This is a genomic window from Acidobacteriota bacterium (assembly GCA_016716715.1).
Taxonomy (GTDB): Bacteria; Acidobacteriota; Thermoanaerobaculia; order UBA5066; family UBA5066; genus Fen-183.
Genome location: JADJVE010000005.1, coordinates 128493 through 153372, shown reverse-complemented (window position 1 = coordinate 153372; position 24880 = coordinate 128493). Strand labels below are relative to the sequence as shown.

The 24880-nt window shown below is 72.1% G+C and carries 20 protein-coding genes and 1 pseudogene; 7 read left to right on the top strand and 14 right to left on the bottom strand.

Annotated features, from left to right (window positions below; genetic code table 11):
- Nucleotides 1-9: 9 nt before the first annotated feature.
- Nucleotides 10-1941 carry a TonB family protein gene (locus tag IPL89_09890; GenBank protein ID MBK9063490.1) on the top strand — a complete coding sequence of 644 codons (1932 nt, stop codon included), beginning with the start codon at nucleotides 10-12 and terminating at the stop codon, nucleotides 1939-1941.
- Here IPL89_09890 and IPL89_09885 read toward each other — a convergent pair.
- The 7 genes and pseudogenes from IPL89_09885 to IPL89_09855 all read right to left on the bottom strand — a co-directional run bounded on the left by IPL89_09885 (nucleotide 1938) and on the right by IPL89_09855 (nucleotide 9638).
- On the bottom strand, nucleotides 1938-3116 hold the full coding sequence (locus tag IPL89_09885) for a DsbA family protein (GenBank protein ID MBK9063489.1): 1179 nt from the start codon (nucleotides 3114-3116) through the stop codon (nucleotides 1938-1940). The two genes, IPL89_09890 and IPL89_09885, sit on opposite strands and share 4 nt — an antisense overlap.
- Nucleotides 3117-3159: 43 nt before the next feature.
- Nucleotides 3160-4341 carry a DsbA family protein gene (locus IPL89_09880; protein ID MBK9063488.1) on the bottom strand — a complete coding sequence of 394 codons (1182 nt, stop codon included), beginning with the start codon at nucleotides 4339-4341 and terminating at the stop codon, nucleotides 3160-3162.
- A gap of 17 nt (nucleotides 4342-4358) precedes the next feature.
- Nucleotides 4359-4682 carry an acetyl-CoA carboxylase biotin carboxyl carrier protein subunit gene (locus tag IPL89_09875; GenBank protein MBK9063487.1) on the bottom strand — a complete coding sequence of 108 codons (324 nt, stop codon included), beginning with the start codon at nucleotides 4680-4682 and terminating at the stop codon, nucleotides 4359-4361.
- Nucleotides 4683-4925: 243 nt separating this feature from the next.
- Nucleotides 4926-6376, bottom strand: a pseudogene (locus tag IPL89_09870) (ATP-grasp domain-containing protein).
- Nucleotides 6373-7935, bottom strand: a complete 1563-nt coding sequence (locus IPL89_09865; protein ID MBK9063486.1) for an acyl-CoA carboxylase subunit beta — start codon at nucleotides 7933-7935, stop codon at nucleotides 6373-6375. The pseudogene IPL89_09870 and the gene IPL89_09865 overlap by 4 nt, the downstream one beginning before the upstream one ends.
- A gap of 10 nt (nucleotides 7936-7945) precedes the next feature.
- Nucleotides 7946-8224, bottom strand: a complete 279-nt coding sequence (locus IPL89_09860; GenBank protein MBK9063485.1) for a DUF507 family protein — start codon at nucleotides 8222-8224, stop codon at nucleotides 7946-7948.
- A 40-nt stretch (nucleotides 8225-8264) separates the two neighbouring features.
- Complete coding sequence (locus tag IPL89_09855) at nucleotides 8265-9638, bottom strand: hypothetical protein (protein ID MBK9063484.1); 1374 nt, start codon at nucleotides 9636-9638, stop codon at nucleotides 8265-8267.
- 71 nt (nucleotides 9639-9709) lie between these two features.
- Between IPL89_09855 and IPL89_09850 the strand changes: the two genes are divergently transcribed.
- Together IPL89_09850 and IPL89_09845 are read left to right on the top strand one after the other, a co-directional pair.
- The gene (locus IPL89_09850; GenBank protein MBK9063483.1) at nucleotides 9710-11065 is read left to right on the top strand and encodes a TldD/PmbA family protein; all 1356 of its coding nucleotides are present in this window, start codon (nucleotides 9710-9712) and stop codon (nucleotides 11063-11065) included.
- Nucleotides 11062-12402 (top strand): TldD/PmbA family protein, encoded by a 1341-nt coding sequence (locus IPL89_09845; GenBank protein MBK9063482.1) that lies wholly within the window; start codon nucleotides 11062-11064, stop codon nucleotides 12400-12402. Before IPL89_09850 ends, IPL89_09845 begins: the two co-directional genes overlap by 4 nt.
- Nucleotides 12403-12405: 3 nt before the next feature.
- Here IPL89_09845 and IPL89_09840 read toward each other — a convergent pair whose 3' ends face one another.
- Complete coding sequence (locus IPL89_09840) at nucleotides 12406-13386, bottom strand: tetratricopeptide repeat protein (GenBank protein ID MBK9063481.1); 981 nt, start codon at nucleotides 13384-13386, stop codon at nucleotides 12406-12408.
- Entirely contained in the window at nucleotides 13383-13994 is a 612-nt protein-coding gene (locus tag IPL89_09835) for a hypothetical protein (GenBank protein ID MBK9063480.1), read from the bottom strand. Before IPL89_09835 ends, IPL89_09840 begins: the two co-directional genes overlap by 4 nt.
- A 28-nt stretch (nucleotides 13995-14022) precedes the next feature.
- On the opposite strand from IPL89_09835, the gene selA reads away from it, so the two are divergent.
- A complete protein-coding gene (gene selA / locus IPL89_09830; protein MBK9063479.1) occupies nucleotides 14023-15384 on the top strand; it encodes an L-seryl-tRNA(Sec) selenium transferase in 1362 nt (453 codons plus the stop codon).
- Here the strand turns inward: selA and IPL89_09825 are convergent.
- The 4 genes from IPL89_09825 to IPL89_09810 are packed head-to-tail and all read right to left on the bottom strand — an operon-like array spanning nucleotide 15381 to nucleotide 22974.
- Nucleotides 15381-16742 (bottom strand): sigma-54-dependent Fis family transcriptional regulator, encoded by a 1362-nt coding sequence (locus IPL89_09825; protein MBK9063478.1) that lies wholly within the window; start codon nucleotides 16740-16742, stop codon nucleotides 15381-15383. The two genes, selA and IPL89_09825, sit on opposite strands and share 4 nt — an antisense overlap.
- A gap of 22 nt (nucleotides 16743-16764) precedes the next feature.
- Complete coding sequence (locus IPL89_09820; GenBank protein MBK9063477.1) at nucleotides 16765-17667, bottom strand: hypothetical protein; 903 nt, start codon at nucleotides 17665-17667, stop codon at nucleotides 16765-16767.
- A gap of 51 nt (nucleotides 17668-17718) precedes the next feature.
- Nucleotides 17719-18942 (bottom strand): prepilin-type N-terminal cleavage/methylation domain-containing protein, encoded by a 1224-nt coding sequence (locus IPL89_09815; GenBank protein ID MBK9063476.1) that lies wholly within the window; start codon nucleotides 18940-18942, stop codon nucleotides 17719-17721.
- A gap of 33 nt (nucleotides 18943-18975) precedes the next feature.
- Entirely contained in the window at nucleotides 18976-22974 is a 3999-nt protein-coding gene (locus IPL89_09810) for a hypothetical protein (protein MBK9063475.1), read from the bottom strand.
- Between IPL89_09810 and IPL89_09805 the strand changes: the two genes are divergently transcribed.
- Genes IPL89_09805 through IPL89_09795 form a run of 3 tightly spaced genes read left to right on the top strand, consistent with a single transcriptional unit; the run spans nucleotide 22952 to nucleotide 24103 of the window.
- The gene (locus tag IPL89_09805) at nucleotides 22952-23257 is read left to right on the top strand and encodes a hypothetical protein (protein ID MBK9063474.1); all 306 of its coding nucleotides are present in this window, start codon (nucleotides 22952-22954) and stop codon (nucleotides 23255-23257) included. The genes IPL89_09810 and IPL89_09805 overlap by 23 nt on opposite strands.
- A complete protein-coding gene (locus IPL89_09800) occupies nucleotides 23258-23479 on the top strand; it encodes a hypothetical protein (GenBank protein ID MBK9063473.1) in 222 nt (73 codons plus the stop codon).
- The gene (locus IPL89_09795) at nucleotides 23480-24103 is read left to right on the top strand and encodes a hypothetical protein (GenBank protein ID MBK9063472.1); all 624 of its coding nucleotides are present in this window, start codon (nucleotides 23480-23482) and stop codon (nucleotides 24101-24103) included.
- 130 nt (nucleotides 24104-24233) lie between these two features.
- Here IPL89_09795 and IPL89_09790 read toward each other — a convergent pair whose 3' ends face one another.
- The gene (locus IPL89_09790; GenBank protein MBK9063471.1) at nucleotides 24234-24878 is read right to left on the bottom strand and encodes a hypothetical protein; all 645 of its coding nucleotides are present in this window, start codon (nucleotides 24876-24878) and stop codon (nucleotides 24234-24236) included.
- Nucleotides 24879-24880: the final 2 nt, after the last annotated feature.

The window sequence follows — 24880 nt, the reverse complement described above, 5'->3', positions numbered from 1 at the left end:
CGGAGTCTGATGAGCGCTTCCGCATCCAGTCCGCGGTCCTTCGGGCCGTATGTCCTGACGCGCGCGATCGGAAGCGATCCGCTCGGAGAAGTGTGGCGCGGAGGGACGGCGGGGGCGCCCCGGCTGCACCCGTTCTACCTCTTCCGGACCTTCACGTCCGCGGCCGTGGACCGGGCGGCGCTCCTCGCCGCGATGGAGACGGCGGTGCACCTCGTCGACGAGGTCAAGGGACCGGCGGTCGCGAAGGGCACGGTCATGGGCGTCATCGACGACACGCCGTTTCTCGCGATCGATTACGTCGAGGGCCGCACGCTCGACTCGCTCTTCGCCGCGCGCGTCCTCGGGGCCGTGATGCCCGCCGAGCACGGGCTCCTCATCGCCGAGCGCCTCCTGACCGCGCTCGAGGCCGGCGCCGCCGTCGAACGATTCACGGGCGCCCCGCACGGTTTCCTCGTGCCGTCGTTCGTCTCCGTGTCGAACGAGGGCGAGGCCCGCGTCTTCGGATACGGTCTCGGGACGGGCCTCCTCCCCTCGCTCGGCGTCGCGCGCGCGCGCCAGGCGTTCGCGCCCTACATCGCGCCCGAAGTCCTCGCAGCCGGCAAGCCCAGTGCGCCGGGCGACCTCTACAGCGTCGGCGCCATCCTCTTCGAAGCGCTCACGGGCAAGGCCCCTCTCCCCGGCGTCGCGCTCGAGGCGGTCGACACGTCCACGCTCGCCGTCGACGGCTCGCCGGTCCCCGAGGACATCCGGCGCCTCCTGCGCCGCGCGCTCCACCCGGATCCGGCGACGCGCGACCGCAGCGTCGCGAACTATCGGCGCGACCTCTCGGCGCTCCTCTACGGCGGTCCTTACGCGCCGTCGTCCTTCAACCTCGCGTTCTTTCTCCAGAAGAACTTCGAGCGCGCGATCCAGCGCGAGCAGTCGGAGATCGGCGCCGAGGAGACGCTCGACCCCGCCGCGATCGCGGCGGCCCGGTCCGCTTCCGAGACGAGCGGCCGCCGCCGACTCGAGTCGAGCGGTGGAGGCCCGAAGGCGGAACCGCCCGCGCCCGCGCGCAAGGTGGATTCGTCCACGGGCTCGCGGCGTGCGACCGTCGTGCCTCCGCCGCCCGTGCGGCCCGCTCCCGCGAGAGGCGGCGCTCCGGTCCGGATGATGACGGCCCCCCCGAAGAAGCCGATGGGCGGCGTTCCGGTGTGGGCGGTGGCCCTCGGCGCCGTCCTCGTCCTCGCGGCGGGCGGCTGGTTCGCGCTGCGGCCGTCGGCCCCGCCGCCGGCGCCGGCGCCCACGCCGGCCCCGAAACCGACGGCGGCGCCGCCGACGCCGGTTCCGACGCCGGCACCCGTCGTCGTCGGCAAGGACGACCCGCTCTTCCAGGCCGCCGTGCAGAAGAAGCTCGACGAGGAGCTCAAGAAGCAGGAGGCGCGCGCGGCCAGGCAGCAGGATTCCGCCGCGAAGAAGAAGCAGGCCGACATCGAGCAGGTGTCCGAGGAGGCCCGCAAGTCACGCGAATCCGAGGACGCGGCGCGGGCCGCGCGCGACCGTTCCGACCGTGAGGAAGCGGCGCGCCTCGCCCGCGAGGGGGCCGCGAAGCGGCGCGAGGAGGCTCAGGCCGCCGCGGCGCCGGCCGCGCCGGTCGTGAAGGAAGGCGACCTCGTGGAGATCGAGGCGTGCGACACGCCTCCGATCGCGACGCGCCAGGTGAGCCCGGCCGTGCCGCTCATGGCGAAACAGCGGCGGGCCTCGGGGACGGTCCTGCTGCGCGTCCTCGTGGACGAGGCCGGCAAACCCGCGAGGATCGAGATCCTGAGGGACGTGACCCCGAACGTCGGTCTCGGCGCCTCGAGCGTTCAGGCGCTCGAGCAGTGGCGCTGGAAACCCGCGACGAAGAACGGCGTGAAGGTCAAGACCTGGATGGCCGTCCAGGTCCCGTTCAAGAGCTAGTGCTTCGGGGCGGCGGCGGGAGCCGGCGCCGCCGGCAGCGGGAGGCCCTTGCCGCCGAGGTACGTCGTACGGAGGAACTCCTCCATGAGGTTGTCGGAGAACCACGACACGTAGACGCCGTCGATGTAGTACGTCGGCGTCGAGCGGACGCGCAGCGCCCAGCCCTCGGTCAGATCGGCGTGGATCTTGTCGTTCGACTTCGCCTGCAGGTAGCACGACCGGAACTGGGCGTCCGGAATCTCGTTCGCGTACGCGAAGTCCATCGCGAACGCGTCGACGCCCGGCACACTGAGCTCGTCCTGCTTCGCGTAGACCTGGGCCTTCCAGCGGAAGAACGAGTCGGCGCCCTGGAGGTCGAAGAAGCAGCGCCCCGCCGAGGCCGAGCGGAACGCCCAGGGGTGGGCGGACGTGAGCGGAAACGACTTGACGTACCGCTTGATCTTCAGCTCCTTCCCGAGCTTCGAGACGAGGGCGTCGAAGTCCGCCGTCCGCTTCTTGCAGAAGCCGCACTGCATGTCCGAGTACTCGACGACCGTGACCTTCGCGTCGGCGGGTCCCGTCATCGGGGTGCCCGCGAGCTTGACCCCCTCGCGCCGCTGCTCGGCGATCGACCGGTTGCGGTCCCAGAACCGGCCGAGAACGAGCAGCGTCCCGTCGTCCGCCTTGACGTAGGCGGCCATCGGCGTGGACCCGTAGCCCGTGTCGGTCCGCACCGTCACGCCCTTCCAGTTCTTGCGGTCGGTCGTGGGGTCGAGGACGAGGGCGAATCCGCCGGTCAGGAACTGCCTCACCTTCCCGCGCATGCTCGCGAGATCCGCGTCGGTGCGGACAGGCGCAGGAGCCTTCGCCCGGTCCTCGTCGTAGAAGATGTCGCCGACGAGGATCTTGCCGCCGTCCTCGACGAAGAGGTGGGCCTGGTCGTTCATCCGGGGATCTGCCGCGTACACCCTCTTCGCGAGGTAGATCCGCGTCGCCGGAATCTTGACCGTCGTGATCTCCTCGAGCGTGGTCTGCCCGGCGCCCCAGGCGAAGAGCCCGTCGGCCCACTCCGTGAGCGGATCGGCCTTCGCGGCGGCCGGCTTGGCTGCGGCCGCTGGCGGCGCGGTCTGGGCGGCGTGGCACGAGAGACCGAGAACGAAGAGGAGCGCGGCAGCGGTGCGGACGAGCGTCTTCATGAGGCGGAGATTAAGCGATCCTCCCCGCCTCCGGAAACCCGAACTAGTGCTTCGGGGCGGCGGCGGGAGCCGCCGCCGGCGCCGCCGGAAGCGGGAGGCCCTTGCCGCCGAGGTACGTCGTGCGGAGAAACTCCTCCATGAGGTTGTCGGAGAACCACGACACGAGCACGCCGTCGATGTAGTAGCTCGGCGTCGACCGCACGCGCAGGGCCCAGCCCTCGTTCAGATCCGCGTGGATCTTGTCGTTCGACTTCGCCTGCAGGTAGCACGCGCGGAAATCCTGGTCCTTGATGTCGTTCGCATACGCGAAGTCGATGGCGAACGCGTCGACTCCCGCCACCGAGAGCTCGTCCTGCTTCGCGTAGACCTGCGCCTTCCAGCGGAAGAACGAGTCGGCGCCCTGCAGATCGAAGAAGCAGCGCCCCGCCGAGGCCGCGCGGAAGGCCCAGGGGTGGATGCCCGTCAGCGGGAACGACTTGAGGTACCGCTTGATCTTCAGCTCCTTCCCGAGCTTCGAGACGAGGGCGTCGAAGTCCGCCGTCCGCTTCTTGCAGAAGCCGCACTGCATGTCGGAATACTCCACGATCGTGACCTTGGCGTCGGCCGGCCCGGTCATCGGGACGCCTGTCAGCTTGATCACCTCGCGCCGCTGCTCCGCGATCGGGCGGTTGCGATCCCACCACCGGCCGAGGACGAGCAGCGTGCCGTCGTCCGCCTTGATGTAGGCGCTCATCGGAGTGGACCCGTAGCCCGTGTCCGTCCGCACCGTCACGCCCTTCCAGTTCTTCCGGTCGCGGGCCGGATCGAGCGCGACCGAGAAGCCGCCGACGAGGAGCTGCTTCAGCTTGCCGCGCATGCTCGTGAGGTCGGAGTCCGTGCGGACCGGCCCCGGGTTCTTCGCGCGGTCCTCGTCGTAGAAGATGTCGCCGATCAGGACCTTGCCGTCCTCGACGAAAAGATGCGCCTGGTCGTTCATCCCCGGGTCGACCGTGTAGGCCCGCTTCGCGAGGAAGATCCGCGTGCCCGGGATCTTGACCGTCGTGATCTCCTCGAGCGTGGTCTGGCCGGCGCCCCAGGCGAAGAGCCCGCCGGCCCACTCCGTCAGCGGATCGGCCTTCGCGGCGGCCGGCTTGGCGGCTGCTGCCGGCGGCGCGGTCTGGGCGGCGTGACACGAGAGACCGAAAGCGAAGAGGAGCGCGGCGGCAATTCGGGCGGTCGTCTTCATGAGGCGGAGATTAAGCGTCAGGCCGGGTCCGACGCGAACCGGACGAGGACCTCGCCCGCGTTGACGGGCTGCCCCGCCGCGACGGCGATCCCGGAGATGACGCCGTCCTGCGGCGACTTGACCTCGTTTTCCATCTTCATGGCCTCGAGGACGACGAGCGGCTGGCCCGCCGTGACCGCGTCTCCCACGGCGACGAGGACGCGCAGAACACGGCCCGGCATCGCGGCCGCGACGTGCTTGGCCCTGCGCACGGTGCGGCCTCCGGTCGCAAGGAGGGCCCGCGCCGTGAGCTCGTCGAGGAGGTCGAACTCGAACGTGACGGCGCCGATGCGCACGCGCATCCCGCCGTCGGGCGTCCGCTCGATCCGGACCTCGGCCTGCCGGCCCTCGGCGGTCACGAGGGACCACACGCCGTCTCCGAGCCGCCGCGCGTTGCCCGCGAGGACGCGGCCCTCGGTCTCGATCGCGTAGGAGGGAGGCGGGGCCTCGACGCGGAGAGCGACGCCGCCGGGGGCGCCGCCCGGGAATCTCGCGTGGTATTGCATCAACGCACCCCGTGGGTCGGCCGGACCGTGCGCCACGGTGCCGGCACCGCGCCCTTCGTCTGCGGCCGGACGCTCTTCGTCTGCTCGAGGGCCTCGAGGACGGCCGCGGAGAGCGCGAGGTCGCGGACGCCTTCCTCCGCCACGGGCGGCTCGTACTTGTAGGTGTCGAGAAACTGCGTCGAGATGTCGTTCTTCACGACGCGCGGGTCGTGGAGGAGGGAGACGAAGAACGGCACGGACGTCTGGATTCCCTGGATGCGCGTCTCCGCGAGCGCGCGGAGCATCCGGCGGCGCGCCTCGTCGCGGTCCACGCCCCAGGCGGTGATCTTCGCGACCATCGGGTCGTAGTCGAGCGGGACGACGTCGCCCGCCGTGAGGCCGGCGTCCACGCGGATGCCGGGCCCGCCCGGCCAGCGCAGCGCCGTGATGCGTCCCGGCGACGGCGCGAACGCGCGCCCCGGGTCCTCGGCGTACACGCGGCACTCGATCGCGTGGCCGCGCAACGCGGGCTTTTCGGCGAGCGACATGGGCTGGCCGAGCGCGATCCGGATCATCTCGGCGACGAGGTCGACGCCGTACACCATCTCCGTGACGGGGTGCTCGACCTGGATGCGGGTGTTCATCTCGAGGAAGAAGAATCGCCCGTCCTTCGCGAGGAGGAACTCCACGGTCCCCGCCGAGACGTAATCGACGGCCTTCCCGGCCGCGACCGCGACGGCTTCCATCTTCGCGCGGAGCTCGGGCGAGACGGCCGCCGACGGGCACTCCTCCATGACCTTCTGGTGGCGCCGCTGCAGCGAGCACTCGCGCTCGCCGATCGCGAGGACCTTGCCCGTCGCGTCGCCGAGGATCTGGACCTCGATGTGCCGCGGGTGCTCGACGAAGAGCTCGGCGTACACGCGGTCGTCGGCGAAGTAGGACTTTGCCTCGCTCTGCGTCCGCGTGAAGGCCTCCGCGACCTCGGACTCGGCGCGCACGACGCGCATGCCCTTGCCGCCGCCGCCCGCCGCCGCCTTGAGGAGAAGCGGGAAGCCGTTCTCCCGGCCAAACGCCGCGATCTCGGCGGCCGACGCCGCGGGCGTCGTCATGCCGGGGACGACGGGGACGCCCGCCGCCAGCATCCGCTGGCGCGACTCCGTCTTGCTGCCCATCGCGCCGATCGAGAAGGGCCGCGGCCCCACCCACGTGAGGCCCGCGTCGATCACGGCCTGCGCGAACGCGGCGTTCTCGGAGAGGAACCCGAAGCCGGGGTGGACGAGCGTCGCGCCGGTCTTTCTGGCGGCGGCGATCAGTTTCTCCGGGACGAGGTAGCTCTCGCGCGCGGGCGGCGGGCCGATCGCGACGGCGTGGTCCGCGAGGCGGACGTGCAGCGACCCGCGGTCGGCCTCGGAATAGACGGCCACCGGCGAGACGCCGAGGTCGCGGCAGGCGCGGATGATCCGGACGGCGATCTCTCCGCGGTTGGCGATCAGGAGACGCGGCGCGCTCATAGCGGAATATTTCCGTGCTTTTTCTGCGGCATGACCTCGCGCTTGTTTCCGAGGAGGTCCAGGGCGCGGATGAGGCGCGGCCGCGTCGTTCGCGGCGCGATGACGTCGTCGACGTAGCCGCGCCGCGCCGCGACGTAAGGGTTCGCGAAGGCCTCCTCGTACTCGGCGATCTTCTCGGCCCGCGCCTCGGCCGGGTGCTTCGAGGCCGCGAGCTCGCGGTGATAGAGGATGTTCACGGCGCCCTCGGCGCCCATGACGGCGATCTCGGCCGTCGGCCACGCGTAGTTGAAGTCCGTCCGGAGGTGCTTGGACGACATGACGCAGTAGGCGCCGCCGTACGCCTTGCGCGTGATGACCGTGAGCTTCGGGACCGTCGCCTCGGCGAACGCGTAGAGGAGCTTGGCGCCGTGGCGGATGATCCCGCCGAACTCCTGCTTCGTGCCCGGGAGGAAGCCCGGGACGTCCTCGAAGGTGACGAGCGGGATGTTGAAGGCGTCGCAGAAGCGCACGAAGCGCGCGCCCTTCACGGAGGCGTCGATGTCGAGGACGCCCGCGAGGTGGTCCGGCTGGTTCGCGACGATTCCGACGGGCTTGCCGCCGAGGCGCGCGAAGCCGACGACGATGTTCTTCGCGTAGTCGGCGTGGATCTCGAAGAGCTCCCCGTCGTCCACGATGCGCTTGATGAGCCCGATCATGTCGTACGGCTGGTTCGGCGAAGGCGGCACGACGCGGTCGAGCTCGGGGTCCTCGCGGTCGACGGGGTCGCCGTTCTCGCGCTTCGGCGGGTCTTCCTGGTTGTTCGACGGAAAGAAGCCGAGGAGCGTACGGATGCGGTTCAGGCAGTCCGCGTCGGAGTCCGCGACGACGTGCGCGACGCCGGAGACGGACGCGTGCGTGTCGGCGCCGCCGAGCGCCTCCTTCGTGACGTCCTCGTGCGTGACGGTCTTGATGACGTCGGGCCCGGTCACGAACATCGAGCTCGTCCCGCGCGTCATGAGGACGAAGTCCGTGATCGCGGGCGAGTAGACGGCGCCGCCCGCGCAGGGGCCGAGGATCGCGCTGATCTGGGGAACGACGCCCGACGCCAGCGTGTTGCGCAGGAAGATGTCCGCGTAGCCACCGAGGGAGACGACGCCTTCCTGAATGCGCGCGCCGCCCGAGTCGTTGAGGCCGACGAGGGGCGCTCCGACCTTCATCGCGAGGTCCATGAGCTTGCAGATCTTCGCGGCGTTCGTCTCGGACAGAGATCCGCCGAAAACCGTGAAGTCCTGGGCGAACACGAAGACGGGCCGGCCTTCGACGCGCACGGAGCCCGCGACGACGCCGTCGCCCGGAATCTCGTTCGAGGGGTCGTCCATCCCGAAGTCGCGGGCGCGGTGGACGACGAAGGGGTCGATTTCATCGAAGGAGCCGGGGTCCCCGAGGAGCTCGACCCGCTCGCGCGCCGTGAGCTTGCCGGCCTTATGCTGCTTCTCGCGGCGCTCCGCGCCGCCTCCGAGCCGCGACTTCTCTCTCAGGGAATCGAGCGTCGCGAGCCGTTCGTCGATCGACCGCGTCATGGGTCTTCCTTTACAGCGGGATCTTCTTCTGGGCGGCGAGCATCTTCTTCGCCTTCCGGAACATCTCCGCGTAGTCCACACCCGCGCCGCGGATCGTCGCCGCGTTCTGCGCGAGGATCTTCTTCACTTCGTCGTCCAGCGCCCGCTCGCGGTCGCGGTCCTCCACGAGGGAGGCCTCGAGCGCCCGGCGCAGCTCCGCGGCCGCGGCCGTCTTCACGAGCCCCTCGGAAAGGATGCGGCGCGCCACGTAGGCTGCCTGCGCGGCCAGCCGGGCGTCTGACAAGGCCATAGGACATTCGAGGATATCCCACCCTCGAGACGAGTGCCGTCTACGGATTGAGTCGCAGCTGGAGGGTTCCGCCGGGCGGAAGGACGCCGGAGACGCAGGCCTCGGGCGGGATCTCGGCGTCGTCGTCGAACTCGCCGTATTCGAGCCCGCAGAGCGAGTAGGCTCCTGCGGAAGCCCGGAACGAGAACGTGGACGTCGTCCCGGAGACCGCGCTCTTCGCCCCCGGAATCGCGTTGAACCAGAACCACGAGAGCTTGCATCCGTTCGCGACGAGGGCTCCGATTCTGCGCGAACCGCGCGGCGTGAATTCCAGGGAGAGCGTGCCGGGCCAGGCGGCGACCGGCACGTCCTGCTCGCTCTCTGACGCGGGCACCGGCACGAGCCGGGCGGCCTTCGAAGGATCGACGACGAGGAGGCACGCGCTTTCGCCGCCGCCCCGGACCGTGGTCTGGAAGCGGCCGTCGGTGGGAGTTCGGAGATTTTCATAGAAGGTGGACGAGAGCAGCCGGATGCGCGCGCCGGCGGCCGGCTCGCCCGAAGGCAGCACAGCCCGGGCCTTGAGCACGTACGTGGGCCTGATTTCGAGGGCGAGGAATCCCGGATCGACCCAGCCGCCGGAGACGCGGACGGAGCGCCGCGGGGACTGGTCGAATTGCCCCGGGCCCGCGACCGAGGCATCAACGGACATCCACCCGTCGACGACGCGCTCCCATTTGAACGAACCTCCCTCCACCTTCAAAGAATCCGAATTTCTGTCGCCTCCTCGAACGTTGAGCGAGGCGACGGGAACGCGCACGTTCTTCAGATCCACGATCTCGCCCTGGATGACTTTGCTCACGACCCGGATCTCGACGTCGGGCGGCGTTCCGTCGCGGAACACGGGATCCACCTTCACGTCGAACGTCGTCTTGAAGTGCGGGCGGTCCGCGGCGACCGTCACGCTCCACCAGCCGTCGCGCGGGAGCACGCCTTCGAACGTCCCGTCCGTCTTCGCGGCGAATGTCACCGCGACGAGACCGTCCCTGTCGGTGAACGTCACACGCCCCGAGAGGGGCTTCTTCCCGAGGACGAGCGTCGCGCGAAACGCGCTCGAAGAGCACCGCACCTCGCGCGCAGCGTCCGTTCCGTCCCATTCGAAGGGCTTCTCGTCGGCCCACCAGCCGACGCCGCCTTCCGTCTTCACGCGCAGCCGGTAGAACGACCCCGCGCGCCCCGCGGTCGATGTCCACGCCCCGCTCGCGTCGACGGGGCGCGCGTCGACGGGCTTCCGACCTTCAGGAGATTCTTCGAAAAGCTGGACGTGCCAGACGCCGCCCCTCGGGTCCGTCGCCGGGACCACGCGAACGTTGAGCGGCATCGGGGTCTCCGCCGCGGCGGTGACCAGTGCGAGAAGAAGCGAGACCAATCCCGGCATGTCCTGCCCTGTATACGCCCGCTCGGCCCTCCGCGTCGTGGGATCCCCGCCCGCTCCTACAATCCTCCGTGTTGAGCGACGCCGTCACGGTCTTCCGCGAGGACGCGGAGGACGCCGTCCGCATCGTCTCGGGGATGCTCCGCCGCGGCGAAGGGGGCGAGGCGTTCCGCGAGCGCCGCCGCGCGATCGCGTGGAGCGCGACGGAGGCCGGGCTCCAGTCGCCCGCGATCGTCGAGGAGAGCGGCACCGCCGTGCGCGTGACGCACGGGAAGGATTCCCTTCTCGTCGCGGCAGGCGGCGACGGACCCGAGGCGCTGAGGGTGGTCGTGCGCGAGGCGGCCCGCCGCGCGGGCGGCGCGCCGTTCTTCAAGACGAAGGCCGCGCCGCCGCGCGCGGAAGGCCGCGGCCCTTCCGGCCCCGACGAGGAAGGGCGCGCGACCTTGATCGCGTCCGCGCTCGCTCGCGCCCTGCCGGACCCTCGCGGCCTTTCGATGACGCTCGCGATCGCCCGCGTCACGGTCTCGCGCGCCGTCGTGACGGCGCGAGGCTTCGTGGCCTGCGGCGAAGCGACGCGCCTCGAGGCGACGGGCGTCCTCAGGCGGACGGGCGCGACCCGCTCGTTCGCGTTCCAGTCCTCGGCGCCGTTCGGCTCGGCCTGCGATGCGCTTTCCCGCGCCCTCGCGGAGGCGACGCGCCCCGTGCCCGCGCACCGCGCGCCGGAGGGAAAAGTCGACGTCGTGCTCTCGCCGGAGGCGGCCTCCGTGTTCTGGCACGAGGCGGTCGGTCATCCCCTCGAGGCCGAGGGCGGCGAGCGCACGTCGGTCCTCACGCGCGTCGCGCGCGCCTCCGTCGCGCCACCCGGATATTTCGTGACGTCCGACCCGACGCGCCGCGAGCTGCCCGGCTCGTATCTCGCCGACGACGAGGGCACGCCCGCGCGCCCCGTGCCGCTCCTCGAGGACGGCCGCGTGGCGGGCGTGCTGACGGATCGGCGCACCGCAGGCGCCGAGACGAACGGCCACGGCCGCTGCGGAGACTTCCGCCGACCGCCGCGCCCGCGCCTCTCGGCGCTCACCGTGTCCGGAGGGCGCGCGAGCCGCGACGAGCTTCTCGACGCCTGCGGCGGCGGCCTCTACGTGCGCGAGATCTCCGCGGGGCACACCGATCCGGAGTCCGGGCGGTTCTCGCTGTTCGTCGAGAGCGCCGACCTCGTGCGCCGCGGCCGCCTCGGCGCCGCCGTCGCGCCATTCGTCCTCACCTCCGACGTGCTGACGGCGCTGCGCAATCTCTGGGGCGAGCCCGGCGAGGTCTCTGCGCCCGCGAGCGGCCTCGGCCTCTGCGTCAAGCGGGGCGAGCCGCTGCCCGTCGGGGGCGCCTCCCCCGCGATCCTCCTGCGCGGCCTCACGGCCGTTCCGGGCCGGCCGTGACGGCGCCGCCCGACACCCTGTTCGAGGAGGTGCTCGCCGCGGCATCCGCGTCCGCGCACGACGGCGAGGGCGGGGAGGTCTACGAGCGCCGCGGGACCGCGCTCGAGCTCGTCGAGGACGAGCACAGCCTCCACGCGAGCGTCTCGTCCGAGCGCGGCTTCGCCGTGCGCCTGTTCCGCTCCGGCCGCACGTCGTTCGCGGCGTCCGGCGCCGGGACCGCGAAGTCCCTGCCTGCCGAGGCGCGCCTTCTCCTCTCGCGCTCGCGCACGCGCCGCGGCGCGCGCCCCGCTCCCGCCGTCCCGGGAGCCGCGCCTCCGGAATTCCTCGCGCCGCCGGCGCGCCCCGACGAGGTCGCCGCGCGCGGACTGCTCGTCGCGTTCCGCCGCGCTCTCGGCGCCGCGAGCGACGGGGCGGTTCTCCTCGGCGAGGCGGCGCTCACGCTCGGCGCGCGGACCGAGCGCGTCGCGACGACGGCCGGACGCGACGTCTCTTTCGGAAGCGCGTCCGCGACGCTCGTGGCAACCGTGTCGGCGCGCACGGGGGCGGGCCGCGCGTCCGCGCGGGTCGTGGCGGCCGCCGCGCGTCCCGAGGAACTCGGCCTCGCGCGCCTCGCCCACCACGCGGTCGACCGCGTCCTGCTTCCCCTGAGGGGCCGCCCTCTCGACCCGGGCCGCTGGGACCTCCTCCTCGACCCGCTCGTGGCCGCGCCGATCGTCGCGCGCCTCGCGCCCGCGTTCTTCGGCGAGGAGGAGGACGGCTTCCTCGCCGCGCGCACGCGCGACGGGCGCGACGCGTTCGCGGCTCCGGCCCTGACGCTCGTGGACGACGCGTCCGCGCCGGGCGGCCCGACGCGGACGACGCACGACGGGGAGGGAACGCCCCAGGGACGCACCGTCGTCCTCGAGCGCGGCCGTCTCGCGGCCCGCCTCACCGACGTCGCGGCCGCCCAGCGCCTCGGCGCCGAAGCCACGGGCAACGCCTTCCGGCGCGCGTTCTCCGAGCCCCCGGCGATCGGCGTCACGAACTTCTTCGCCGACCCGTCCTCGGGAGTCCCGCCGCTCGACCTCCTGCGCTCGCTCGCGCGCGGCTTCTATGCCGCGGTGCTCCTCTCGCGCCCCCAGTTGGACCTCGCCGCGGACCGCTTCCGCCTGCACGCCGCGGGCTACTGGGTCGAGAAAGGCCGGGCGACGGACGCCGTCTCCGAGACGCTTCTCTCGGGCCGCCTCTCGGAGCTGCTGCGCGGGATCGAGGCCGTCGGAGACGACCTGAAATTCATCCCGGCCGCCGGCGGCGGCGCGGGATCCCCGACACTCTTCGTCCCGAAGTGGAAGGGCTGAGCGTCAGCCGACGCCGGGGCCCGGAGGGGGCGGCGGCGCGGGCGTCGTCGTGCCGCCGGGATCGGGATTCGAGGCGGGACGCGGCGTCTTGGCCGGAGCGGGACCGGCCGGCGACGTCTGCGGGAACCAGGGCGGGGCCTCCTCGAGGCCGCTGGACCGGGCCGGGGCCGCAGGAGCGCTGACCAGCGGCGCGGCCGGAGCGGCCGGACGGCTGGAGCTCACGGGCGGAACCGACGTGACGACCGCTCCGCCTCCGGCCGGTGCGGCGACGGTCGCGGGTCCGCCGCCCGGGCCCGCCGGGACCGCGGTCCGCCCGTGCGCCTCCTCGGCCACGACCGGACCCGGCGCCGCCGTGACCGCGACGCGGCCGGACTGGAACGACGTCAGGACATCCGGATGCGCGAGCTGCTCTGTCGACGGGAGCGCGGCGCGCGCGAACCGCGCGTCGAACGTCTCGAGCAGAACGCGCGACTTCAGGCGCGACTGCAACGCGTAGGGATTCCGCTTCACGTCGAAGAGCGACGTGTCGACGCGCAGCGAGCGCGCGTAGGCCTGCGTGGCCGCGCCGGCGTTCCCCAGCTTTTCCTCGGAAAACCCCAGCATCCACCACGCGGGCCAGTTGCCCGGATCGCGATCGACCGCCGTCTTGAAGGACGACCGCGCCGAGCCCCACTCCCCGCGCGTCGTCTGGACGAGCCCCGCGTTGTACGGCGCACGGCCGTCCTTCTTGTCGAGCTTCTGCGCCGTCTCGAATTCGCGCAGCGCGTCGCGCCAGAAGCCGTCCCGCGCGATCAGACAGCCGAGGTCGTTGTGCAGCGACGCGTCGTTCGGCGTCGCCTCGAGGCGCGCGAGGATGTCGAGCGTGGCCTTGTGCTGCGGAATTCCAGGGTCGAGGAAAGCCCTGTAGACGTCCTTGGCCGCCGCGGGGATCGCGAGCGCGAAGAGGAGAACGGCGGCGGGACGCAGGAAGCGGGCGAGCATCATGGTTTCCCTTTCGCGGGCGCGGGCTGCGGCCGGCCGACGAGCCGGACCTTCCCCTCGCGGGTCTGGACCTCGAACGCGAGGCGCGTGGCGCCCGTCGTCCGGCGGATCTCGGCGGCCTGCTTTTTCACGAGGTCCTCGAATCGTTCGTAACGGAGCTTCGAGACGTCCTCCCCGGCCGCCGCGCGCGCCGCGCAGAAGCGGTCGAAAAGCGACTTCATGTCGCCCCGTCCGACCGCTTTTACGGACGTGGAGCCCTCCCCGTCGGAGGAGACCGACTTCGGCCGGTGGGCGGGCGGAGGAGGGGGGACCGCCGCCGCGGCCGGCCGGGGCGCCCGGAAGAGGCCCCGCCCCTCTTCTTTGGCCGCCACGCGCTTGTCCCAGAGCTCCGACATGGCCGTGTAGCGGCCTTGCACCGCCTGGAGCCGGAACTGTTCGGCGGCGCGCTCGATCTCGACGTTCCCGACGCGCCGCAGGATCTCCTCGGCCTTTCGCCTGGCGGCCGTCGGAGGCGTCCGGAGCTCGCCGGTGAAGAATCGCTCGTAATCGACCTTGAGAGTCGTGAGGCTCCTTTCGAGGAGGTCGAGGTCGCGCTCGATCGAGACCGGCATAGGTGAAAGTAGTCTACATTCCGTAGCCATGGACTCCGGCCCGCGGCCGCCCTCGATGGACCGGCTTCTCGAGAGCCCGTCCGGCCGCGCCCTCTCCGGGCGGCACGGCCGCGAGCGCGCCAAGGCCGCCCTGCGCGAGGCGGCCGCCCGCTGGCGCGAGGCGCCGGGCGGAGACCCGCTCGAGGAGATCCTGCAGGGCGCCGCCGCGCGTCTCGCGGCCCGGCGCCCGCCGGGGCCGGCGCGCGTCCTGAACGCCACCGGCGTCCTCCTCCACACGAACCTCGGGCGCGCCCCGCTGGCCGCGGCTGCCGTCGAGGCCGCCGCGCGCGCCGCGGGTTTCTCGACGCTGGAATTCGACCTCGCGACCGGCGAACGCGGGCGGCGCGGCGAGCACGTCCGTCCGCTGCTCCTCGAGCTCTTCGCGCCGGGGCGGACGGACGTCGACGCCCTCGCCGTCACGAACGCGGCCGCCGCGCTCCTTCTCGCCCTCGACACGCTCGCGAACGGAAAACCCGTGGCCGTTTCGCGCGGCGAGCTCGTCGCGATCGGCGGCGACTTCCGCGTGCCGTCGATCCTCGGAAAGAGCGGGGCCTCGCTCCTCGAGGTCGGGACGACGAACAAGACCACTCTCTCGGACTACGCCGACGCGCTCGACGCGGGCGCCGCGGCCATCCTCAAGGTGCGCCCCTCGAACTACCGGATCGTCGGCTTCACGGAGGACGTCACTCTCGAGGCGCTCTCCGCGCTCGCCCGCCCGCGGGGCGTGTTCCTCGTGTACGACGCGGGCGCGGGCGCGCCGCGCCGCTTCGAGGAGCCGGGCCTCGCGGACGAGCCGGTGCCTCTCGACGCGCTCGACGCCGGCGCCGACCTCGTGTGCTTCTCGGGCGACAAGGTCCTCGGCGGCCCGCAGGCCGGGATCCTCCTCGGCCGCGCGGAGCTCGTCGCGCGCTGTGCGAAGAACCCGCTCGCGCGCGCCCTCCGCCCGGACAAGCTCGTCCTCGGCGCGCTCGCCGCCACGCTCGATCTCCACCTCTCAGGCCGGAGCGGCGACGTCCCGTTCTTCCGGATGCTCGGAGCTTCCCTGGATTCCCTGCGCCTCCGCGCCGGCCGGCTGGCGGAACGGGCGCGAGCCTGCGGCTTCGACGCCGAGGCCGTCGCGTCGACCGCGATCGCCGGAGGCGGCGCGGGGGCGGAGTCGACCCTGCCCTCCGCGGCCGTCGCGCTGCGCCGGCCGGGGCTCGCGGCCGACGCCCTCGCCGCGGCCCTGCGCGCCCTCGCCCTGCCCGTCGTCGCGCGAATCGAGGACGGCCGCGTCCTCCTCGACCTGAGGAGCGTCGCCGAGGAGGAGGACGCGGAGCTCGGTGAGGCCCTCGCGTCCGTGTCCGGCTAGAGCCCCAGCTCCTTCATCCGCTGCACGAGGCGGCGCACGTTGACGCCCAGCTCTTCGGCCGCGCGCGCCTTGTCGCCGCCCGTCTCGTCCAGCGCGCGCCGGATCCGGGCGGCCTCGCCCGCGCGCTTCCAGCGCTCGGCGGCCTCCTCGAGCGTCCCGTCGAGGGATGGATGCGGAACCGCGCTCTCGCCCGGCAGGCCCACGACGATGTCGGCGGGCCGCACGACCTCGCCCGGCGCGAGCAGCACGGCGCGCTCGATCACGTTGCGCAGCTCCCGCACGTTGCCGGGCCAGTCGTGCGCCGCGAGCCTCTCGAGGGCGCCCGGGGAGAACGCGAGGTCGCGCTTCTTCACCTGCCGCGCGGCCGCCGCCCCGAAGGTCTTCACGAGCGCCGGGATGTCCTCGGGCCGCGTGCGCAGCGGCGGGAGATGCACGGGGAAGACGTCGAGGCGGTAGAACAGGTCTTCGCGGAAGGCGCCGCTCTTCACGCGCTGGGCGAGGTCGCGGTTCGTCGCGGCGACGAGCCGCACGTCCACGGTGATGGGGACCGTCCCGCCGACGCGCAGGAACGTGCGCTCCTCCACGACCCGCAGGAGCTTCGTCTGGGCGGCGGGCGGGAGCTCCCCGATCTCGTCGAGAAAGAGCGTCCCGCCGTCCGCGAGCTCGAAGCGCCCGGCCCGGCGCTCCGTCGCTCCCGTGTAGGCGCCGCGCTCGTGCCCGAAGAGCTCGTTTTCGACGAGGCTCTCCGGCAGCGCGGCGACGTTCACGGCGACGAACGGCCCGGGCGCGCGCGGCGAGAGCGCGTGGAGCGCGCGGGCAAAGAGCTCCTTGCCCGTGCCCGACTCCCCCGTGAGGAGGACGGTGACGTCGGACGGCGCGGCGTGCCGCACGCGCTCGAGCGCCTCGGCGAGCGCGCGCGAGGACCCGACGATCTGCGGCATGCCCGCGAGCCCGGCCTCCTCGGCGAGCAGGACGCGCGCGACCGCCGACCGGCGCGCCCGCACGTGGCGCTCGACGAGGAGAAGCAGGAGGTCCGGGTCGACGGGCTTACTCAGGAAGTCGGCCGCGCCGCTCTTCATCGCCGTGACCGCGGTCTCGACCGTCCCGAAGCCCGTGAGGACGACGACCGGGACGGACGGGTCCCCCGCGACGGCGGCCTTGAGGACGGCGATGCCGTCGGCTCCGGGCATCTTCAGGTCCGTCAGGACGAGGCCGTAGCGGCGGCCCTCGCCGAGCCGGCGGACGGCCTCCTCGCCGGTCGCGACGGCCTCCACCGAGTAGCCCTCGTTCGTGAGGGTCTCGGCGAGCATCGCGCGCAGCGACTCGCGGTCCTCGACGAGCAGGATCTCCGCGCTCATCACGGCCGGCCCGGCCGCGCGCTCAGGTGGACGGCGGCTTGGCCGTCGTCCGCGGACCGTCGGGCGGCGGCAGGAACGTTCCGCTGGCCGGGTTCCCCACGGGTCCGCTCGCCGAAGGCGGCGCGACGTCCGGGCGCGGGATCGGCACGAGCGTGGGCGCGGGCGGCGGCGTCGGAGCCGGCGTCGGCTCGCCCTCGGCCGCGGCGTCGCTCTTCGCGCCCGCTCCGGCGGCCCGGGCCTTCGCCTTCTCGTCCTCCGTCTTCTCGGGGATCGGAACCTGCCAGCGCGGCATGTAGCGGAACGAGGCGGCCTCGCCCTCGAGCGGCGCGCTCGCCGTGAACGTCGACTTCTCGCCCGGGCCGAGCGCGTCCTTGGCGACTGTCGCGAACGTCGACGAGAACGTCTTGCCGTCCTTGCCGACCGACTCGATCGTCACGGAAACGCCCGTCACCGGACCGGAGCCGCTGTTGATCACCGTGCCCGTGAACGCGTAGCCGTCCTTGCCGCGCGTCGCGGTCGTGTTCGCCATCTCGACCCTTCCCTCGCCGTCGGTCGCCTTCTGCTCGCCCCCCTCGTCTCCGAGCCCGTGCGCCACCGAGTCGTCCGTCAGCGTGACGACGGCCTTGCGCGTGCTTTTCTGGCGGGCGGCCTCGGCCGGCGTCATGGGCTTCATGAGGTTCGGCGTGGGCGCCGGGGCGGGCGCCGCGGCGCGCGCCTTCGCCTCCGCGGTCTTCGCCTGGTCGATCTCCGAAAGGGGGACCGAGACGAGGACGCCGTCGGCCGTCGTGATGAGAGCATTCGCGCCCTTCGTCACGACTGGTTTCTTCGTCGTGATCGAGCGGCCGTCCTTGAGCCAGATCTCGTCGGCCGCGGCCACACCCGCCCAGACCGCGAAGACCGCCATGGCGATCAGAAGCCGTCGCATGGACCCTCCCTTTGTACGAACCGCATCCGCGATTTTACACCCGTGCGCCCGTCACGGGCCCTCTTCGAGAAGCGCGGGCGGCGCGACGACGGCCTCCCGTGTCTCGCGGTCGAAGCTCACGCGCCGCTCCGGGACCGCGTCCCAGCCGACCGGGGCGGCGCCCGGGATCTTCCCGAAGGGGGCCGCGTTGAAGAGGCGGGAGAATTCCGGGGCCGGAGCGCCCGCGCTCCGGACGATGCGGTGAGCCGACTTCACGGAGAGCGCGACCTTGAGCGCCTTGATCCGGGCCCGTCCCGCGGCGTCCGAGAGCTCGCCGGAGAGCGGCGCCGGAGAGCCCGCGACGTCGCCGCGCCAGGCCGTGCCCGCGGGGCCGGCGAAGCCCCACGCGACCTGCAGATCCTCGACGTCCTCCCCCGCGCGCCGCACGTCCCAGCGGTCGCCCCCGACGCCCGTCGCCGCGGCGAGATACGGGTGCGGAAACGCGAGGGACGGCGGGTCGTTCGTCATCACGAAGTCCGGCGGCCGGCCTTCCTCGCCCTGAGCCACGAACCAGACGAGGTCGTCGAAGACGCCGCCGCCGGACACGTCGCCGAGACGCGCGGCGGCGCCCGGATCTCCCCCGTGGTTGAGCGCGCGGGCGTCGCCGTCGGTGAAGTCGAGGACGACGTCGAGCGCCGAACCCGGCGAGCCCTCGGCCGCGGAGACGACGCGGGCGACGGCCCAGCGGCCCGCGGCGTCGCGGAGCAGGAAGAACGCCTTGCGCGGAGGGGCCGCTTCGGAGAGACGCGCGCGGACCGCGCCGGCGGCCTTTCCGGCCGGAAGACGCACGGCCGCGGCGTCCGGCCGCGCGCGCACGCCGTCCGAGAGAAGCTCCCCCGAAACCTCGTCCCGGGCGCCGAGCGCCACGAGGGGCGACCGGATCACGCCGCGCAATCCGAGCTGGTCCGTTCCGTTTCGCACGATGACCGTGTCTCCGGACCCGGTCCGGTAGAGGTACCGGCCGGCGGACGTCGTGTTGTCCTCGACCGGGCGGAACGCATCGCCGGCCGAGAGGCCGCCGGTGCCGGCGGCGCGAACGTCGTTGACGATCGCCCGGAGCGACACCTCGCCGACGCCGGCCGTCCGGGAGCCGGGTCCCTCGGGCGCCGCGACGCGCGTGCGCCGGTCCACGAGGCGGAGGACCAGCCAGACCGCGAGCCCGAGGACGGCGAGCGTCACGAGCAGCTCCGCGAGTGAGAAGCCGGCAGAGCGCCGGCGAGCCGGTCCCGCGTCCATGCGCGGGATCTTAGCGGGACCGGCGCCGAACCCTTACTTCACGTCTCTCCACCAGATCGGCATGAAGGCGGGCGCGCCGGCCAGCGTGTTCACGGGCACGTTGACCTGCTGCAGGCCGGCCGTCTGGCCGCGGCCGACGCCGGACTTGGACGCGAAGAGCTTGTCCGACGTGAGCGTGAAGCCGCTCGCCGCGCCCGGACCGGCGCCGAAGACCTGAATCTGGGCGACCGCCGGCTTGTCGCAGTTCGCCGGGATCTTGAACGTGAGGATCACGACGTACGAGATGCCGTTGCAGCCGTTGTCGGGGTCGTAAAGCAGGAACAGGGCCTGTTCCTCGCCCTTGCCCGTCTGGTCCACGATCATGATCGGCGAGGACGTGACCTGCGTGTGGATCCCGAGCTTCGTGAACGGCGGCGTCCCCGTGAGCGCCGGGTCGCCCGGCGGCAGGTCGATCGCCTCGGGCACCTCGCCGCCGATGAGCTGCTTGACGACGTACTGGTGCAGGGGATCCTTCCCGATCGGCACCGCCGCGAAGGCGGCGTTGGTGATCTTCACCGGGTTCACGCCGATGTAGAGGTACGGGGTGAACGACGGCAGCCCGGCCGGGAACGGGGCGAGCGGAGCGCCGCTGCGGTTGACGTTCCAGCCGGAGACCGCCGGGCTCGTCTCGTAGAGGCTGCCGCTCGCGAGCGCGTAGATCTGGCAGCCCGTCGTGCCCTGGCCCGTCGCGGAAGGCGAGTAGTAGATCGGCTGGGGCGTAGCCGGACCGGAGACGGCCGAGACGATTTGACCGGCCGCGTTCCTGACCGTCGTCGTTCCGGAGGCGGAGTTGAGGTCGATGCCGATCTTGGACGTCGCCGTGCCGGCGGCGAAGTCGCCGTACGTGAACCACGCGCGGCCGTCCGTGTCGGCCTGGACCGAGAGGTTCGCGACGTTGTCGGGCAGGTAGCCCGACACCTTCGTCTGGAAGAAAACCGAGTCCGCGAAAGTCTGCTGGCCCACGAGCGGGCTCGGCACGCCGGTCAGCGGAATCGTCTTCGTCTGGTTCAGCGTGCCGTCCGTCGGGTCGACGATGAAGAGCGTCGCGTTCGCCTGCGCGTTGTAGAGGCTCGCGGGGTTGATGCCCGCGCCGAAGAACATCCGGTTCGTCGAGAAAGAGTCCGGCGCGATCGCGGCCAGGCTCCAGCTGCCGTGCAGCCCCACGAAGTCCGAGGCGTTCTTCGTCCAGAGGATCTCGACGGGCTTCGTGGCGTCGTAGTTCGGGTCGGCCGGGATGGCGGGGTCCGGCCCGGCGGCGGCGCGCCCGGGGTACGGATGCGTGACGTCGATCGCCGCGACCACGTCTCCCGCGGGGCCCTCGGTGAGGATGCCGACGGTCTTGTAGCCCGAAGCGAACCAGACGTCCGCGAACCGGAACGAGTTCGCCACGCCCCAGATGTGCTGGGCGAGCTCGATCTGCTGGCCCGTGTCGGACTCGCCCGACGGGACGTTGTTGTAGAGCGTGATCTGGTTCGCGAGAAGGTTCGGCGGCAGGAGCGCGAGGATCTCGGTGCCGTCGTCGAAGTCGAACGCGTGGAGCATCCCGTCGTCCGCGCCGACCCAGGACATCGCGCGCCGCGACACGTACGTCGCCTCGAACGGCTTGTGGTCGGCGACGTTGCCGGCCTGCTTGTAGAGGTAGGGCGGGCCCACGACCGCGGGCGTCGAGTTGATCGCCGGCCCGAGCATCCAGGCCCGCTTCTTGTTCGTGAGGGTGCCGTCGTTGCCGCGGATGAAGTCCACGACGTTCGCCGTGAAGGCCGGGTCCCCGGCGAGCGCCGCCATCGCCGCCACGTTCGCGGGCGTCGTGTCGACGGGGATCAGGGTCCCCGTCGCGGGGTCCCACGTGTAGATGGCGCGCGTCGCGACCGTCGGATGCCACGGCTTCGCCGGGTTCAGGAGCACGTCGCCCGCGTCCCATTTCTCGTAGCCCACCGACGCGGGCACCTTGGTCGTGTCGAGCGCGCGGAGGTGGCCGCGCCAGGACGGGTACTCCGTCGAAGGCAGCAGGACGATCGAGCCCGCCGCCACGGCCGCGCCGGAAACCGGGGCGCTCGTGGAGTAGTCGCCCGTCGCGGTCGACGCGACGATCGTGAGGAAGGCGTTCACGATCGACTTCGTGTCGAGCGCGAAGAACGCGTAGTCGCCCGCCTTCGCCGGAGACTGGTCCGCGCGGAAGTGATTCGGGCCCCCGGGCCCGAACTCCTCCGGGTTGGTGTACGGCAGGTCGGCGTCGCCCTTCGGCGACGGGAGCTCCGCCGGGTCGTAGAGCAGGAAGCCGGCGTCCTTCTTCGGCGCGCTGGCGTCCGAGCGCCCGCGATACGCGACGCGGTTCAGCTCGCAGCGGCCGACCTCGGGCGCGATGCCGATCGCGTACGTGCGCGGCCGGATGACCGCGGCGCCGCCGCCCGCCGACATGACCGTTTTGTAAACGGCTTCGGCCGCGCCGGGCGGGTAGTTCAGGAAGTCCGTGCTGGGCACGTCGTTCTCGCACGGCGTGTTCCCGGCAGCCGCAACCCACTCCGCGTCGGGCGTGCCGCCGGTGTTGCAGGTGTTCGAGAGCCCGTCCGTGCAGAGGATGACGCCCCATGGGCGCGCGCAACGCTGCTTCGGGTCGGCGTCCCAGGACGTCCGGAGCGACGTTCCCGCGCGCTCGATCGCGCCCTTCGTCGGCGTGCCGCCTGCGGCCGACAGGCCCGGGTGTGAACCGCTCGAGTAGTACTTGAGGCGCAGGAATTCCTCGATCGCCGTGACGTCGCCCAGGTCGTTGGAGACGATCGGGACCTTCACGTCGTAGTTGGCCGAGTCGGCGCACCACTTCGACTGGAGCGGGTCCACCGACACGTCGGAGAACGTCATGAGACCCCAGTTGACCTGGTTCCGCGTCTTGCCGACCACGTCCGACGGCAGGAGCGTCTGCCAGGTCGGCTGGTTCGCGCCCCCGACTCCGGCCGAGGCCTGAACGGTGATCGGCAGGCCGCCCCGTGTCGTCCAGATGTCCGGGAACGCCAGCGGCGTGCCCGTGATCCCGGGGATCGAGTTGCCGGTCACCGCCTCGGCCGTGAGGTCGTAGACCGGGAGCGGCGGCCCCGGGTCGAGGCCGTAGATGATGTCGAGGCCGGGCGCCTTGCCGTAGCCGTAGTTGAGCGTCCACGACCAGTCGACGATCTCGCCGGCGCCGTCGGGCGGCCCGGCCGTGTACCAGATCCCGGGGTGCTCGCCGTCCGGATCGCCCGCCTTCGGCGCTGCGCACGCGGGACCGCCATTGACGAAGTCGTCGCAGTCGTGATCGTACGGGAAGCTCGTGGCCGCGGCCGCGGGCGGGTTCGTGTAGTCCCACGCGCCCGCGTTCGGCGCCCCGGTCCAGTCGACGCTGTGGGCGATCGGGTCCGGCCAGTCGTCCTGGGTGCCCGTTCCCGGCGCCTTGAAGTTCTTCTGGATCGTGACGGAGTTGCCGAGCGCGTTCTTCAGCGTCGCGAGGCGCGACGGGCGGTCCCAGTGCAGCGCGTACTTCCAGCGGTGGCAGCCGGCCTGCCCGGAGGGGAACGGCGTCGGCGTGGGCGTCGCCGGCGCGAGGAGCGCGGCGAGTCCGAACCGGGCAGCGCCGCCGCCGGCCATGGCGACGACCGCGACCGGCTGCGGGAGCCCCCACTTCGGGGCCGGCGCGGGCGCCGGACGCGCCGAGGCGATGCGCTCTTCGAATCGCTCCCCCGGCCTCACGAGCGGGTCGCGCGGCAGGTCGAGGAACGACTTCGTCTTCGTGAACGTCGGCGTGACCGTCGGAGTCGGCGTCGTGGTCGGCGTTTCCGTCGGCGTCCCCGTCGCCGTCGACGTGTAGGTGTACGTCTGCGTGACCGTCGGCGTGATGGTCGGGGTCGAGCTGGGCGTCGACGTCGGCGTGTTCGTGGACGTCGGCGTCGCCGTGGGCGTGTTCGTGGGCGTGTTCGTGCCCGTCGGCGTCTTCGTGGGCGTGGACGTGGACGTCGGCGTCACCGTGGGCGTGGACGTGGACGTCGGCGTCACCGTGAGAGTGAACGTGATGGTGAACGTCGGCGTGTTCGTCGGCGTGGGCGTCTTGGTCGGCGTAAACGTCGGCGTCGCCGTCGACGTGAACGTGTTCGTGGGCGTCGACGTGGGCGTGATCGTCGAGGTTGGCGTGTTCGTCGGCGTGTTCGTCGACGTGGGTGTGATCGTCGGCGTGTTCGTCGGCGTCCCCGTGAACGTCTTCGTCGACGTGGGCGTGTTCGTGTTCGTCGGCGTCACCGTGGGCGTGTAGGTGTACGTCGGCGTGTTCGTGGGCGTGGGCGTCTTGGTCGGCGTGATCGTGGGCGTGTACGTCAGCGTGTACGTGTACGTGTACGTGCGCGTGAATGTCGGCGTCGGCGTCCCCGTCGGCGTTTTCGTGGGCGTCTTGGTCGGCGTCGGCGTCTTCGTGCCCGTGTACGTGTACGTGCGCGTCGGCGTCTTCGTGGGCGTCTTCGTGCCCGTGTACGTGTAGGTGTTCGTCGGCGTCTTCGTGCCCGTCGGCGTCTTCGTGGACGTCGGCGTGGTCGACGGCGTGCTCGTGTTCGTCGGCGTGATGGACGGCGTCATCGTCCCCGTCCACGTCGGAGTCTTCGTGGACGTCGGCGTGTTCGTCGGCGTGGACGTCGCCGTGTTCGTGGAGGTAAACGTGTTCGTCGGGGTCCACGTCGGCGTCTGGGTGGACGTCGGGGTGTTCGTGGGCGTGGGCGTCGACGTCGGCGTCGGCGTCGAGGTGTTCGTCGGCGTGGACGTCGGCGTGGACGTCGAGGTCGGCGTGGACGTCGAGGTCGACGTGGCGGTCGGCGTGTTCGTGGGCGTGGACGTCGACGTGTCGGTCGGGGTGTACGTGTACGTGGGGGTCGCGGTCGACGTGAACGTGAACGTCGTCGTCGACGTGGGCGTGCTCGTGGACGTCGGGGTGGCCGTCGGCGTCGGCGTCGCGCCCGGGCTGTTGTCGAGACAGGTGACGTTCCAGACGAGGCGGCCGACGGAATCCTCGCCTTCCGTGAGGAGGTTTCCGTACACGTCGAGCTTCATGGAGCCGCTGATGTCCTGGAGGATGAGGAGGTTCGCGCGGAGGAGCTGCGCCGTGATCTGACGGAGGGGGTCGAAGCCCTCGGTCGCGGCCGCGGGCGCCGAGCCGGCCCCGCCGAACGCCATGACGGCGAGGAGCAGGAACGCGCAGGCGCGCCGGAGACGGTCGGGTATGCGGAACGGCGCTCGTCGCATCAGATGCTCTTCTTCTGGGCGGTGCCGGTCCCGCCCGCGTTCAGGTTCTTCTGGCTGCTTCCGAAGGCGCCGCCCGTCGTGAGGAGGAGCTGCTCCTCGAGGATCCGCGTCAGCGTCGTGCCGGCCGTGAGCGTGACGGTCCCGACGGACACGACGTTGATGAGCCCGTCGTTGTCCACCGTGGCGTCACCGGACGCGTCGTCCACGTTGTTGCGGACGTAGAGGGAGTACGTCGCGCGGTCGACGACGGGCGTAGCGCCGACGACGGGGACGGGGACGTCGTAGAACTTCTGCTGCGCGATGCCGAGGGGTGTGAGGCACGCGGCCGTCGAAATTCCCGTGAGGTCGAGCGGGATGGCGGTGTAGCCGCCGCCCGGCACCGTCAGGGTGGGCGTCGAGCCGGTCTGAAGGACGTTGTTCAGCGACACGGGCGCGCACGTTCCGGAGAGGGCGGAGAGGCCGGAGAGGACCACCTCGGCCCGGCGCAGCCCGGCGTCGGCGGCGTAGAAGCCGGCTTTCGTGATGCGCGTGTTGCCGGAGAGCCGGTCCTCCATCGACGTGAAGTACGCGATCCCGACCCCCACGATCGTGAGGACGAGGAGAACCAGAATCACGGAGACGAGCGCGCTGCCACGTTCTTTCATCG

What these genes read in the sequence shown, in the direction of transcription:
- IPL89_09820 (MBK9063477.1), bottom strand. Translation starts at nt 17,667, where the DNA reads ATGCGACGGCTTCTGATCGCCATGGCGGTCTTCGCGGTCTGGGCGGGT.
- IPL89_09885 (MBK9063489.1), bottom strand. Translation starts at nt 3,116, where the DNA reads ATGAAGACGCTCGTCCGCACCGCTGCCGCGCTCCTCTTCGTTCTCGGT.
- IPL89_09865 (MBK9063486.1), bottom strand. Translation starts at nt 7,935, where the DNA reads ATGACGCGGTCGATCGACGAACGGCTCGCGACGCTCGATTCCCTGAGA.
- IPL89_09825 (MBK9063478.1), bottom strand. Translation starts at nt 16,742, where the DNA reads ATGAGCGCGGAGATCCTGCTCGTCGAGGACCGCGAGTCGCTGCGCGCG.
- IPL89_09890 (MBK9063490.1), top strand. Translation starts at nt 10, where the DNA reads ATGAGCGCTTCCGCATCCAGTCCGCGGTCCTTCGGGCCGTATGTCCTG.
- IPL89_09860 (MBK9063485.1), bottom strand. Translation starts at nt 8,224, where the DNA reads ATGGCCTTGTCAGACGCCCGGCTGGCCGCGCAGGCAGCCTACGTGGCG.
- IPL89_09835 (MBK9063480.1), bottom strand. Translation starts at nt 13,994, where the DNA reads ATGCCGGTCTCGATCGAGCGCGACCTCGACCTCCTCGAAAGGAGCCTC.
- IPL89_09880 (MBK9063488.1), bottom strand. Translation starts at nt 4,341, where the DNA reads ATGAAGACGACCGCCCGAATTGCCGCCGCGCTCCTCTTCGCTTTCGGT.
- IPL89_09815 (MBK9063476.1), bottom strand. Translation starts at nt 18,942, where the DNA reads ATGGACGCGGGACCGGCTCGCCGGCGCTCTGCCGGCTTCTCACTCGCG.
- IPL89_09855 (MBK9063484.1), bottom strand. Translation starts at nt 9,638, where the DNA reads ATGCCGGGATTGGTCTCGCTTCTTCTCGCACTGGTCACCGCCGCGGCG.
- IPL89_09840 (MBK9063481.1), bottom strand. Translation starts at nt 13,386, where the DNA reads ATGATGCTCGCCCGCTTCCTGCGTCCCGCCGCCGTTCTCCTCTTCGCG.
- selA (MBK9063479.1), top strand. Translation starts at nt 14,023, where the DNA reads ATGGACTCCGGCCCGCGGCCGCCCTCGATGGACCGGCTTCTCGAGAGC.
- IPL89_09790 (MBK9063471.1), bottom strand. Translation starts at nt 24,878, where the DNA reads ATGAAAGAACGTGGCAGCGCGCTCGTCTCCGTGATTCTGGTTCTCCTC.
- IPL89_09875 (MBK9063487.1), bottom strand. Translation starts at nt 4,682, where the DNA reads ATGCGCGTGCGCATCGGCGCCGTCACGTTCGAGTTCGACCTCCTCGAC.